The 11,902-nt window shown below is 60.7% G+C and carries 13 protein-coding genes and 1 tRNA gene; 3 read left to right on the top strand and 11 right to left on the bottom strand.

Annotated elements, in window-relative coordinates:
* Positions 1-527: 527 nt before the first annotated feature.
* Complete coding sequence (locus JQ624_RS36065) at positions 528-1,064, bottom strand: disulfide bond formation protein B (RefSeq protein WP_409334417.1); 537 nt, start codon at positions 1,062-1,064, stop codon at positions 528-530.
* A gap of 170 nt (positions 1,065-1,234) precedes the next feature.
* On the opposite strand from JQ624_RS36065, the gene JQ624_RS36060 reads away from it, so the two are divergent.
* A tRNA-Leu gene (locus tag JQ624_RS36060) sits at positions 1,235-1,319 on the top strand.
* Positions 1,320-1,432: 113 nt separating this feature from the next.
* On the opposite strand, the gene JQ624_RS36055 is transcribed toward JQ624_RS36060, so the two are convergent.
* From JQ624_RS36055 to JQ624_RS36020, 8 genes are all read right to left on the bottom strand, one after another.
* Complete coding sequence (locus JQ624_RS36055) at positions 1,433-2,662, bottom strand: efflux RND transporter periplasmic adaptor subunit (protein WP_212423632.1); 1,230 nt, start codon at positions 2,660-2,662, stop codon at positions 1,433-1,435.
* Positions 2,663-2,665: 3 nt separating this feature from the next.
* Complete coding sequence (locus JQ624_RS36050; RefSeq protein WP_212423631.1) at positions 2,666-5,029, bottom strand: ABC transporter permease; 2,364 nt, start codon at positions 5,027-5,029, stop codon at positions 2,666-2,668.
* A gap of 4 nt (positions 5,030-5,033) precedes the next feature.
* Positions 5,034-5,741, bottom strand: a complete 708-nt coding sequence (locus tag JQ624_RS36045) for an ABC transporter ATP-binding protein (protein WP_212423630.1) — start codon at positions 5,739-5,741, stop codon at positions 5,034-5,036.
* A 91-nt stretch (positions 5,742-5,832) separates the two neighbouring features.
* Positions 5,833-6,711, bottom strand: a complete 879-nt coding sequence (locus JQ624_RS36040; protein ID WP_212423629.1) for a formate/nitrite transporter family protein — start codon at positions 6,709-6,711, stop codon at positions 5,833-5,835.
* Between the two features lie 36 nt (positions 6,712-6,747).
* Positions 6,748-7,329 carry a hypothetical protein gene (locus tag JQ624_RS36035; protein WP_249130342.1) on the bottom strand — a complete coding sequence of 194 codons (582 nt, stop codon included), beginning with the start codon at positions 7,327-7,329 and terminating at the stop codon, positions 6,748-6,750.
* Positions 7,295-7,660 (bottom strand): hypothetical protein, encoded by a 366-nt coding sequence (locus JQ624_RS36030; RefSeq protein ID WP_249130341.1) that lies wholly within the window; start codon positions 7,658-7,660, stop codon positions 7,295-7,297. The genes JQ624_RS36035 and JQ624_RS36030 overlap by 35 nt, the downstream gene beginning before the upstream one ends.
* Before the next feature lie 121 nt (positions 7,661-7,781).
* Positions 7,782-8,456 (bottom strand): isoprenylcysteine carboxylmethyltransferase family protein, encoded by a 675-nt coding sequence (locus tag JQ624_RS36025; protein ID WP_212423627.1) that lies wholly within the window; start codon positions 8,454-8,456, stop codon positions 7,782-7,784.
* Positions 8,453-8,710, bottom strand: coding sequence for a DUF2933 domain-containing protein (locus tag JQ624_RS36020; RefSeq protein WP_409334416.1), 258 nt, complete (start codon positions 8,708-8,710; stop codon positions 8,453-8,455). Before JQ624_RS36020 ends, JQ624_RS36025 begins: the two co-directional genes overlap by 4 nt.
* A 215-nt stretch (positions 8,711-8,925) precedes the next feature.
* On the opposite strand from JQ624_RS36020, the gene JQ624_RS36015 reads away from it, so the two are divergent.
* Positions 8,926-9,171 carry a hypothetical protein gene (locus tag JQ624_RS36015; protein WP_212423626.1) on the top strand — a complete coding sequence of 82 codons (246 nt, stop codon included), beginning with the start codon at positions 8,926-8,928 and terminating at the stop codon, positions 9,169-9,171.
* Between the two features lie 475 nt (positions 9,172-9,646).
* Here JQ624_RS36015 and JQ624_RS36010 read toward each other — a convergent pair whose 3' ends face one another.
* Positions 9,647-10,444, bottom strand: a complete 798-nt coding sequence (locus JQ624_RS36010; RefSeq protein WP_212423625.1) for a DUF1269 domain-containing protein — start codon at positions 10,442-10,444, stop codon at positions 9,647-9,649.
* Positions 10,445-10,689: 245 nt separating this feature from the next.
* Here JQ624_RS36010 and JQ624_RS36005 point away from each other — a divergent pair, with 245 nt between their 5' ends.
* Positions 10,690-10,911, top strand: a complete 222-nt coding sequence (locus tag JQ624_RS36005; RefSeq protein WP_212423624.1) for a hypothetical protein — start codon at positions 10,690-10,692, stop codon at positions 10,909-10,911.
* Positions 10,912-11,040: 129 nt separating this feature from the next.
* Here the strand turns inward: JQ624_RS36005 and JQ624_RS36000 are convergent, their stop codons facing one another.
* The gene (locus JQ624_RS36000) at positions 11,041-11,823 is read right to left on the bottom strand and encodes a Crp/Fnr family transcriptional regulator (protein WP_212423623.1); all 783 of its coding nucleotides are present in this window, start codon (positions 11,821-11,823) and stop codon (positions 11,041-11,043) included.
* Positions 11,824-11,902 lie beyond the last annotated feature (79 nt).

Here is an 11,902-nt window from a genome sequence, read left to right as displayed (position 1 = left end):
ACAAAAGTGCACACGAGCATACAGGGCAGCGGGAGCATTCCGGCCTTCCCTGCGCAATGGCTTTACGGCTTACTTCGAGCTCTCCCCGGTGAACGGCTTTCTTGCCACCGTCGTGCGCAAGAAGCTGCACAACTTGACGCCAGCACCGCGGCGTCAGGACCACACGACTTCGCCGTACGCTCGAGCCACACACGTCAGTCGCAGCTCGCGCGTCCATCGCATCTCACCGCACGTTCGTGACGATGGCCAACGCCCCTCATCCGCCGTGAGACAAGCGGAGTTATGCCGATGATTTGGGCTCGAAGTTAAGCGGAATATTTTTGCAAAAGGGGCTGGACAGACTTTTGGTGATTTGCCCGTCGTGCCAATTGGTCGCAGTCGCTCCATGAAGTTGCGCTTGCGCGCAAAGCAAATCAGCCCGCAGCAATTGTAGGGTGGGCAAAGCGACAGCGTGCCCACCATTTCAGGCCGATGATGCGGATAGATGGTGGGCACGGCGCTAACGCGCCTTTGCCCACCCTACGAAGCTACGCCCGTTTCGCCGACACGATGCCCCACACGGCCATCGCCGCCATCAATAGCGAGATCAGCACGTTGTAGCCGGCGAGCGAGAGGCCGAGGAAGCGCCACTGCACCTCGTCGCAGCGGATCACTTTTACGCTGTCGAGGCGCTGCAGCAGCGTGCCGGCGCTGCCGAGATCGACGACCGGGCCGGAGCAATCGGTCGGGCCCTGCCAGAACTTCCATTCGACGCCGGCGTGATAGCCGCCGAGCCAGGCATTGGCGAAGGCTGCGAGCAGAAGCACCGCAAACCCGGCCAGCACGACCTGCCGCGGCGCCCCGCGCGCGGCGGCAAACGCCACCAGGAGGGCGAGCGGCAGGGCCAGATAATAGGCGTAGCGCTGTTCGAGGCAGAGCGGACAGGGCCGGATATCCAGCACCAGCTGGAAGAACCAGGCGCCCGCCAGCGTCGCCGCGGCGACGGCCGCAATCGCCAAGGCCGCAACCAGCGCGGGATCGGCGGCAGGGCGCGCGGGCGAGGAATGGGCGGCGGCTGATGTCACAGACGTTCTCCGGAGCATGGGTCCATGCTCAAACAGGCAACAGCGTCCTATCCCGCCGCGCCTAAAGTGTCGAGACACGCCACAATCACATCCGCGCGGGTTGACCCGGAAGCGCCGCCCGCTATATTCCGCCCGCTTCGCCGCACCGGCCCTCCGGCCCGCGACCGAAGGCCCCTGTGGCGGAACTGGTAGACGCGCTCGACTCAAAATCGAGTTCCGCAAGGAGTGCTGGTTCGATTCCGGCCAGGGGCACCAACAAGCCTTCGCTCGCTTCGCGAGTTACGGTACGCCGGGCTAGCCTTAGCCAGCAAAAGAAGCCGCGGAAGTTGCGGGCAGCACTTCCAGCGAGGCCTGTACCGCAGGGCAGACTATCTCTGGGCTATCCGAACCCCATCCGCAATCTTGTCGCTGGGATGAAGAACCACCTGCCGTCCCGCAGCCAGCCCTTCCAGTACTTCCGCCATGCGGTTGTTGCGATGACCGATCTTGACCGGCGTCAACTGCGCGCGTCCGTCTTCCACGACGAACACGGCCCAGTCCTCGCCCTTCCTGAACAACGCGCTTACCGGCACCGTCAGGACATCGCCCGCGCTCCAGATCGTCGCATGCACGATTACGCGGTAGTCGTGCCCCAACCGGGACCAAAGCTCCGGCGGATCGGTGAAGTCGATGGTAACCCGAACCCGTTGCTCCTCGATGCCGAGCGCGGAGACCTTGAGGAAGCCGGCGGGGTCGACACGGACCACCTTCCCCCGTATCGGCGGACCACCCCAGCCATCGATCCGCACCGGCGCATTGACTTTGATCTGCACCGCATCGGTCGACAACAAGTCAGCAACCACCTCAAGGTCGTTTGGATCGCCGATATCGACCAACGGTGCACCGGGCAAGACCACGACCTCGCTATCCTGGATGATCTTCAGCACGCGCCCGCTCGCCGGCGCCAGCACCCTGACGCAGCACGCCGGATCCTTTGGCGGAGTGACGTTTGTGGGATCAATCAATCGGGCGGCGAGGCTTGAGCGCATGTTACGGCGAAAGTCCAGTTGAGCCCTCGCGCTGGCGAGCGCGGCTTCGTTGCTGGCGACTTCAAATTTGGCCTTGTCGAAGGCCTGGGTGGAGATCGTCTGCGTCCGCGCCAGTGCCTGCGCCCTCTGAAACTCGGTACGCGCGAATTCGAGCGCAGCTTCAAGCCGACGGACCTCGGCCTCCTGTTGCTGAATCGAAGCGTCGGCGGCGATCACTTCAGCTTCGAGCTGATCGTGCGAACGCACGTCGAGAAAGCTCGGCGGTGTCGGCTGCATCAGCGCCACGACAGTCTCGTTGGCTGTCACCTGATCCCCGACATGAAGCGAAGTGCCCTGCGCGCCTATGGGGTGAGAAATTCTCAGCACCTTGCCGCCGATCGGCGCCGACACCGTATAGATATGGCGTACGCGGGTTTTTCCATCGTCGTCAGCCGTCACTTCGAGCGGACCTTTCGCGGCTGTGGCAAGATCGACAGCGACCGGCTGCGGCCAGGCAAACCAGATTAACAGCGCAACAATCGCGCCGCCGACTACAATGGCTATGATCCGCTTCATCCAGTTTGCCGGCATCGGTCAATCCCGCGTTTTGAGGACGGCCACAAGGTCCAGTCGGTTGATGCGCTCTCGAATGATGAACGCCGAGGCAATGGCCGCCAGAAGGACAACCGCGCTTGCCGTCACATAGGTCGAATGCTCGACGACGAGACGCACGCGCATCAATTCACCTGCGAGGTTGGTTTTCATGATCCATGCGAGGCCATAGCCCATCACCCAACCCGGAGGCTGCGCGATCAATGTCAGGAGCGCCAGTTCGAGCAGCAGGATGCGCAGGACTTCGCCACGCCTGAAGCCGAGCACCCGCAGGCTTGCCAGCTCGCGCGCCCGCTCCGAAAGCGAAATTCTGGCGTTGTTGTAGACGACCCCGAACGCGATGACCGCCGCCAGTCCGGTATAGATGCTTGCCATGGTCGTGACGAGCAGCGCGACTGTCTTGCGAAAATTTGCCAGGGAAACGCGTTGCAGCGCCACTCCGCTCACGGTCGGTATCGCCTTGACTGCCGCGTAAAATTGCTCCTTGCGATCGTCGTCCAGGCTGAGGTTGACGCTGTTTACAACGGGCCCCTCGCGCATCAGGCGCGCCAAGGCCTCCATGTCCATCATGCCCCTGATGCCGAAATAGTCCTCCACCAGCGCAACGACCGGCAGGGATACCGTTCGCCGGGTGCCTTCCAACAGATCGATTTCGACGGAATCTCCAACGCCGACGCCGAGAATTTTCCCAAGCATGCTGGAGATCGCGAGGCCGGTTGCGGGAAGCACCACGGGCCGCAGATCAACATCAATGATGCGCCTGAGATCGGACTCGGGCCGGCGGCCGCTGATCGTAATGCGACGCTCGACATTGCCGTGTCGGATCCGGACCGGGACCTCCCGGAACGACTCGGCGGCAAGCACGCCCGGAAGCCGCGCCACCTGCATGACGACATTTTCCGTCCGCTTCTCGGCGAATCCGATCGTCGCATCCTGCCGATCTGCCAGGAAGTAGGTTACATCGATCAATTGCTCCATGGTGTCGCGGGTAAAGAGCGACACGACAAGAACTGCAGTTGCAAGCGCCATCCCGAGCGTCGTGAAGGCGGCCCTCACCGGATGGCGCGAGATGTTGCGCAGCATCATCAGCGTCGGCTGTGAAACTATCCTGTCCAGAGAAAAGCCTGCAGGAACCAGCCGGCGATAACTCGGTGGCGCCGGCGGTTGCATCGCGATGGCCGGCGGCAGGCTGACGACCTCCTTAAGTGCGCGGATGGCGCCGATGACGGCTGCGGTGGCGCTCAGTGCGCCCGCGATGGCATAGAGATCTGGCGACTTCGCGAACAGCAGGAACGGGAAATGGAAGAAGTCACCAAACAGCGCAGTGACGCGCAATCCCAACCAGGTCCCGACGGCGCTGCCGATTACGATCCCGATCACAACGATGAGCGCGACGAATTTCAGGTAGTGCAGTACGATACTGCTGTCGCGATACCCCAAGGCTTTCAAAAGCCCGACCTGCTCGCGCTCCAGCGCCACCAACCGGCTAAGTGTGAGATTGACGAGAAATGCTGACACCAAAAGGAAAATCGGCGGCAGCGTGCGGCTCATATTGTTGAGCATGTCGAGCTCGTGGTCGAGCCAGGCATGCGAGGTCTGTTCCTTGCGGCCGTGGGCCGCTTGCCCGCCGTAGGCGTCCAGCAGGGAATCAAGCCGTGCGACAACCTCGGACTCCGACGCACCGCGTTGCAACTTGACGGAGACGGAAGAGAATGCACCGTCGAGATCATAGACGCTCGCAAGCGCCTTTTCCGACATCCATACGATGCCGTAGCGGCGGTCGTCCGGCATCAGGTCTCCGGGTCCCACCGTGTAGACGAACTCCGGAGACAGGGCCGTCCCCACGATCACGAGCTGGCGCTTCCTGCCGTTCAGGATCGCGGAGAAACCGGCGCCGGGTACAAAGCCGTGCGCCTTTGCAAAACTCTCGTTGACCACGACCTCTTCCGTCCGTCCAGGTTCAGGTAGACGCCCGGCCCGCAGATAGAGCCGGTTGAGCACGGGCTCGCCGTCATCCGGCAGCGAGACGAATTGCGCGCTGGCGGGCTCGGAAAATCCCGGCACATCGAGCAAGGCGAGCTTGGCAATCCTCGCATCGACCGCGGTCACGCCGGGAATTTGCCCAATTTGATCCACCAGCGCTTTGGGCGCGCGTTTGGTCAGCGCAAACACATCCGCGAAGGCGTATCGCTCGTAGTAAGCGATGCGGGTTTCATCGAGCGAGCGGTGTGAGCCGACCGCGAGGATCAGCGTCGCCACCCCGCCGCCGATCACCAGCGCAATCGCCAGCACCTGCGCCCACAAGCGCCTCGCGTCGCGAAACAGCTTGATGTCGAGCGCCGACATGATGTCACCAGACCAACTGCGCCGCCTCGCGGCGCGTTTCGTTGCGCTGGATCCTCGATATCCGGCCATCGGCGAAGAACAGGACCCGGTCCGCAACCTGCTGGATGCTTGCATTGTGGGTGATGATCAGCGTCGTGGTGCCGAGCTGACGATTGACGCCGAGCAGCGCCTCGATGACCTTGATTCCGGTTTTCGAGTCGAGTGCGCCCGTCGGCTCGTCGCACAACAGCACCGCGGGACGCTTGGCGATGGCGCGGGCGATCGCCACGCGTTGCTGCTCGCCGCCGGAAAGCTGGGCCGGAAAATGATGCATGCGAGCTTCGAGCCCGACCAGCGCAAGCGCTTCATCGGGACGCATGGGCCGCTCCGAAATCTCGGTCACCAGGGCCACGTTTTCGTAAGCCGTCAGACTAGGAACGAGATTATAGAACTGGAATACGAACCCGACATGCCGACGCCGGTAATCGGTCAGCTCCCGGTCGCTCAGGCCAGTCAGCTCGAGGTGCTTGAAGAACAGCTTGCCGCTGGTCGGATGATCGAGTCCGCCCATGATGTTGAGCAGCGTGGTCTTGCCACTGCCGGACGGACCGAGCAGAACCACCACCTCCCTCTCCGCGATCTCGAGATCGACATTGTTCAGGGCGTGGACCTGCACTTCGCCGGAGACGTAGGTCTTGGTCAGGGCCGTGGCTGTAAAGATCGCTTCGGTCATCGCGTAAGCTTGAACTACGCTTCACCGGGGCATCTTGACTTATATCATGTGTGGGCTCGAGGATAGCGGGGGTGGCCCGGGGTCCGTCACCCTATGATCCAATGCAGCTCCCTCCTTTGGACTTGCGCAGATAGATGAACCAGTAGGTGATACCGACCACCACACCGCCGATCATGTTTCCTATGGTCACCCACAGCAGATTCATGAGTGCGCCGAACACGGTCAGGTGCGAGAATACGGATGGGCTTTTCCCAATCGCGCCCCAGAACGTGGTTGCCGCACAGAGCTTTGTCAGCAGCGCGAACGTGAGCAAGTACATGTTGGCAATTGAATGCTCAAATCCTGAGGCCGAGAACGCCGCGATCGGGAAGATGATCGCCAGGATCTTATCTGTCGTCGTGCGCGCGCTGTAGCAGAGCCAGGTCGCCAGACAAACGAGGACATTGGCGAGAACCCCATGAATAAGCGCCTGCAGGCCCGACAAGGACGCCTTGCCGTTGGCGCTCGCCAGCGCGGTCAGGCCGACCGCGCCGTTCCCGTGGTCATATCCCGCCGACAGGAAGACGAGAAACGCAATTGCAATGGCGCCCACAAAATTGCCGGCGTAGACGAACGCCCATGCCCGAAACAGCTCGCTGACGCGAATGCGACCGCTTGCGCACGCCATCACCATGAGATTGTTGCCGGTAAAAAGCTCCGCGCCTCCGACGATGACGAGGATAAGACCAAGCGAAAAGACCGTTCCGCCCAAAAGACGTGTGACACCGTAAGACAGATTGCCCTCAGCGCCGGCCATAACGACAACCGAAAACATTGAACCGAAAGCGACGAAAGCGCCGGCGAGCACGGCGAGGGCGATCAAGCTCAGCGTATCCAGGCGGGTCTTCTGTACGCCGATCTGCTCCGCCCGCTCCGCCATCTCGGGCGGCAACAGCGCATCGATCGAATTATGATTTCCCACATCCAACATCAGCGCCTCGGCAGTTGTGAGCGATCCGTCGCAAAGTCACGAACGCACGCGGTCGGGCTTCTCCACCCAGAACAGCACAAGGCTGACAGCCCATAGCAACGCCATTGCCAGCAGAACCCATTTGAAGTCCGAGTCGATCAGGAAGTTGACTACGGCCATCCAGCCGATCGAGGCAACGCCTCCGATCAGCGCGCCGATCGCTGCGGGCGTCGAATGCTGGCGAAATGACATCACGGCCAATGTGACCATCAATACGCCGGTCGCCAGGACGTAGCCCCCCATGACCCGGAAGACATGGGTGAGCCACACTTCCAGCCGGGGTCTCAGGATATCGAATTGCGCCGGCGGCAATGCCATATAACGGATGTCTTCAGGCAACAGCGGCGGACGCAGGAGAAGGAAATAAACTCCGGTGCCAATCAGAGTTACGCCTGCCGTCACCAGGACGATCGATGAGGGTGTCCACGACCTGCGGTCAGGTTCCATGGCAGCCTCGATAGAACCAGCGGCAGCTCCGCTCACGCGCGCCGCGAAAATTTTTGAAGCAACCAGTCGAAGAAGGTCGCATGCCAAGTTCTCGCGGCTATTGCCTATGGTCGTATTTGAATTCCAGATCAACCGGCTTCGGCTGGCCAGGGCGCTCGATTGTCAACCTGATGGTATAGAGGTCGCGCCCGGGCAAATCGAAAAACCCGCCATAGCTGGTGGTGTTGGCGATTTCCATCCGATCGAGATTCTTCTTGACGCCAGAAAGACCGATCCCTGAAACCTGAGCCTTGACTGCCGCATCCGCCACCCGCGCTCCGCTCGCGGAGTCGAACACGGCGGCGACAACGTGATACGCATGCGCGCCTTTTGGAACGCGGCCGTGCACCGGTCCTTGCTCGTGGCCGGCTGCTCCTAACCCTTTCACAATCTCCGCCGGCACAACACCGAGATAGACCGTCATCCCGCCTGCCGTCCTGGATTGCCGAGTGTCCTGCGCGGCAGCGACATCGCCCCAAACGAGCGGCAGCGCGCCAACACAGAAAGCGCCAAGAACCGCCGCAATAGCTTGCCGCCTCGAATAGCTAACCATGGCGATACTCGTCCGTGGGAGGCGGGCCCAGGAGCCGTCCAGGCTTCGGAATGAATCCGGGCACCTCGGCGGCATATTTGGCGTACGCATCGCCGAACTCCGAACTTGCGTCCCGCTCCTCGCTTCGCGCCAGCTTGACATACATCACCGTCAATACCGGAAACATCACGAGCGTCAGGATGGTCGGCCATTGCAGCAGGAAGCCGAACATCACCAGGATGAAACCGACATATTGCGGATGCCGCACATAGCTGTAAGGCCCGGTGGTGGCGAGCGTTCGCCTTTGCTGCGCGTCGTATAGAACTTTCCAGGCCGCGGCGATCAGGACGAAGCCTCCGCCGATGAATACAAAGCTCAGGATATGGAACGGACCCGCGTGCGGATTGGTTTTCCAGCCGAACACCATTTCCAGCAGGTGACCCGCATCATGTGAAAACCAGTCGATGTTGGGATAGCGCGTTTGCAACCAGCCGGACAGAAAATAGATCGTCAGCGGAAAGCCATACATCTCCGCAAACAACGCCACCAGGAAGGCGCTGAAAGCGCTGAACGAGCGCCAATCGCGCGGCGTCTGTGGCTTGAAGAAGCTGTAGGCAAACAGGATGAAGACTACGGAATTGATGAGGACAAGGCCCCACAGCCCATAGGCTGGCGATTCTCCGTTCATGGCTGCCTCCTGTCGACCTCTTGCTGGTGACCGCCGTGATTGCCGTGTCCGCTATGCATGAAGACGTGCATCAACGGACAGGCGAGCAGCGGCAGCCAAACCAGCGAGCCCAATACATGGGCTTGATGCTCGGTGAACAGCAACGCGCCGGCGATGACCAGGAAACCGATCAGAACGAGCCCGACACGGGACCTCAAGGAGATGCCTTCATGCGCCGAAGGACCACGGCCGGAATGCTCATGCATCGACATCATGCAGCCTCCCGCTTGAGAAGTTTCACTCTAATTATCGCTGCAGCAGGCGATGTTGACGCAAGTCAATGCTCGGGGAACTGCGCTCCCTAACGTGAAAATCTCAGTAACTTTGGCCACGTCTTGGAAAGCCGCGGAAGGTTGATCTACCGCAAAGTGGCAACCCGCAGCCATGATCCGATGCAGTCTGTCCTCTTGCCGGAGAAGGAGAAGCAGACATGATCACCCGCATTCTTCTGATCGCCGCCACGGCGCTCTCGCTCGCCGCCATGCCGGCGATGGCACAGACCAAGAAGACCGATACCGAAACAACTGGCCACCATTACAGTGGCGGCCCGAGGAGCGATCCCCACCACATGGGCAAGAAGGATACCGGCGTAACCACCGGCAAAGCTGGCCCCCGAGGCAGCCATCATTACAGCGGCGGCCCGAGGAGCGATCCTCACCACATGGGACCGAAGTAAGGCCCCTCAAAGACGTCGAGAAAAGCCGCGGCTCACCAAGCGAGTTCCGGGATCTGTTCGTCGCGCGGGTTGCCGCCGCAATCACATGCCAAGCTGCGCCGCGTTTGCAAAACGAAAACGCCCGCATGCCGGGCCTCAGACTGATGACAAAGTTCTCGCCGTTGGCGAGGAATAGGGTTGTTGAGGAAGTTCGCGGTGGTGCCGCAAGGAGCAGCGACGCGAAGGCGACGACCTTACCGACGAAGAGTGGCGAATTATCGAAGAACGCGCCGCGCGGCGAGACCTCGCGAGCGACGAAGAAGTTGAGGCTCTACTCAGCCGCTACCCCAACGCATGAAGCTCCGGTTGGCGCGTGGTTGCGGCCAGCCTTTGTTCGTAACAAACAGGAACTAGACGCCCCGTCGAGCGGAGCGGCAAAGTGGTCCTTTGCCGCTCCAGGAACAAGAGTAGCCGTGCTGCATGCGCGCAGCATGCTCTACGCGGCGAGTGCTTCCTTGATCAAGGTACCAGCTTCCCTGAGCTTGGCAGATCGCCGGTCACGGTCGGCACGCAACTCAACAAGCCGTTCCTTGATCCGGGCCTTGGTTGCGGCGTTGGCCTTGGCAATTTGATCATTCAGTGCGTCGATTTTGGCGTTGGTATCCTTGTCCAACTTTTGCAACTTCGTCTGCGCCCGGCCGGACAATTCATCGAGCTTCGCTTTAACCTCGTTGATGCGCGTCTGGAGCTTGGCTTTGGCATCGGCGCGAGACTGAGCCATTTCGGCTCTCAACTGCGCGAATTCTGCCTTGCGCGCCGCGGTTTCCTTCGCGATTTCAGCTTCCTCGAAGTCGGAACGCCACTCACGCGCGACGGAGCCGCCAATCGCTTCCATGCGCGTGTCGAGTGGGGTAATCCAATCCTCATCGACCTCGGCTATCACCGCCGTCTTGCCCGGGGCCAACTGGCCAGAGACCTTGTCAACAAAATCCGTGCCCACGCCGATGTTGAGAAGGTCGCCAATACTCCCCAGCATCATGCCGGTTGTCATTCCGACAATAACGCCGGCCGGCCCGCCAAGCACGCCTACCAGCGCGCCAACCAGACTGCCTACCGCCGTGCCAGTCAGATCATCAGGCGCCTCCCTGACCGACAGCTTCCCATTCGTATCCTTGGTGATAACGGCCAATCCATAGAGCGTGAGTTCGCCCTCCGCATGAAGCTCCCTTAGAGCTCGCATACCTTCATACGCATTCGTCTCAGTGTTAAATGTGGTTACGACAAATTTGCTCATGACTGCTTACCTTTCTGTTGAGGGAATTTTACTGAAGGCCTCCCATAGCTGCTTCCGGGGCCTTGCTCTGTTCGACTTCGAACAGTCTCCGCGCGATCGATTCGATCTGTTCGAGTTCCAAGGCAGATTCTCAGCCACCGGCGCCTGCGCCGACGGTCAACACTCCGTCAGCGCGTCGCGCTTGCACTCCTTTGACCAAGCTGCGACCGGCGAGAGCAGCCATTGTGATCGCCAGACCAGAAGTCATGAGGTTGACGCCGCCGATCAATCCCAACGCCCCGATCGCGGTGCCCGGCCATCCGCTGATCATCAGCCAAGCCAGGACCAGGTCGGTGACTCCGCTCATCACCATCCAGCCCTACGAATCCGGGAACGCGTCGCGATACCTGACCGCAGCCGCGACCTGGGTGCCAGAGAAGCAGGACCCCAACGACCAACGCGAGCGCCGCCGTGAGCAGCGACCATAGAAAAGCAGAGACGCTCGGCGCGAGGAACAGCGGCGCGCGATTCATCCAGCGCATTGGCCAAGGCTGAAGCAGAGATCCCGAACGGCCTGTTCGTGCTGATAAAGGTGAAGCTCACTGATAAAGATGAAGCTAACGGCGCTTGGCGATTTCGTTCTGTGTGAATTCGAACAGTTGTGCCGTTTTTTTCGATGGCAGGAATTCGTTTAGTTCGTTTCGCATCTCGCCGTAGCACTCGCAGCATGCAGCTTCGAGCCCCGGCCGGTTGCTTACGATCACTTTGCCTCGCTTGTGCTCAATGAGACCGACTCTCACGAGCGAAGCCATGGCGACCGAAACCCCTGCGCGCTGGTAACCCAGCATCATCGCAAGATCCTCGTGCGTCAGCGGAAATTCATCCGACAGCGCGTGATCATGCGCAATCAAAAGCCAGCGGCAGCACCGTTGATCAAGATGATGCAGTCGATTACAGGCAATATGCCGGGCAACTTCGTTGAGCCCGAAGCGCACGTAATCCTGCATCAATTGGCGAAGCGGCTTGTCGTTCTCCATCTCGTGCATGAAGGCTTCGCGCCTGATGCGAATTGCCGTTCCCGGAATACGCACGACCATATCCACAAGTGACCTGTCCATACCGAGCAGAGCGACGAACTCGGCGACGCCCTCTGTACCGATGGCTGCGATCTCGACAACCCGCCCATCTTCCATGGCTTTGGCGGCGCAGACCAATCCTCGGTTGACGAAATGGATGTACTTGATCAGCTGTCCAGCGGTTTCGATTTGCTGCCCTCTGGCCAGGCTCACTGGTTCGGAAATCCGCAGCATCCGATCCAACGTCGCTGGAGACAGCGCAAGCAGTAGCCGATTATTGATACCGCGGCGCAAGTGAAGTGGTGTGATTGAGGCCATGGGCATGACGGAAACGCCTTCTCACAGCGGACCACACCGGCGCGCACGCTTTTAGCACCTGAACTAAGTCGCCGTTTGCTCTGGT

The organism is Bradyrhizobium sp. AUGA SZCCT0283, assembly GCF_018130385.1.
Classification (GTDB): Bacteria; Pseudomonadota; Alphaproteobacteria; order Rhizobiales; family Xanthobacteraceae; genus Bradyrhizobium.
Note: the sequence above shows the minus strand (reverse complement) of the source record. Positions and strands in the feature narration are given on the sequence as shown.

What these genes read in the sequence shown, in the direction of transcription:
- JQ624_RS36055 (WP_212423632.1), bottom strand. Translation starts at nt 2,662, where the DNA reads ATGCCGGCAAACTGGATGAAGCGGATCATAGCCATTGTAGTCGGCGGC.
- JQ624_RS36050 (WP_212423631.1), bottom strand. Translation starts at nt 5,029, where the DNA reads ATGTCGGCGCTCGACATCAAGCTGTTTCGCGACGCGAGGCGCTTGTGG.
- JQ624_RS36045 (WP_212423630.1), bottom strand. Translation starts at nt 5,741, where the DNA reads ATGACCGAAGCGATCTTTACAGCCACGGCCCTGACCAAGACCTACGTC.
- JQ624_RS36040 (WP_212423629.1), bottom strand. Translation starts at nt 6,711, where the DNA reads ATGTTGGATGTGGGAAATCATAATTCGATCGATGCGCTGTTGCCGCCC.
- JQ624_RS36030 (WP_249130341.1), bottom strand. Translation starts at nt 7,660, where the DNA reads ATGACGGTCTATCTCGGTGTTGTGCCGGCGGAGATTGTGAAAGGGTTA.
- JQ624_RS36025 (WP_212423627.1), bottom strand. Translation starts at nt 8,456, where the DNA reads ATGAACGGAGAATCGCCAGCCTATGGGCTGTGGGGCCTTGTCCTCATC.
- JQ624_RS36020 (WP_409334416.1), bottom strand. Translation starts at nt 8,710, where the DNA reads ATGATGTCGATGCATGAGCATTCCGGCCGTGGTCCTTCGGCGCATGAA.
- JQ624_RS36015 (WP_212423626.1), top strand. Translation starts at nt 8,926, where the DNA reads ATGATCACCCGCATTCTTCTGATCGCCGCCACGGCGCTCTCGCTCGCC.
- JQ624_RS36010 (WP_212423625.1), bottom strand. Translation starts at nt 10,444, where the DNA reads ATGAGCAAATTTGTCGTAACCACATTTAACACTGAGACGAATGCGTAT.
- JQ624_RS36005 (WP_212423624.1), top strand. Translation starts at nt 10,690, where the DNA reads ATGAGGTTGACGCCGCCGATCAATCCCAACGCCCCGATCGCGGTGCCC.
- JQ624_RS36000 (WP_212423623.1), bottom strand. Translation starts at nt 11,823, where the DNA reads ATGCCCATGGCCTCAATCACACCACTTCACTTGCGCCGCGGTATCAAT.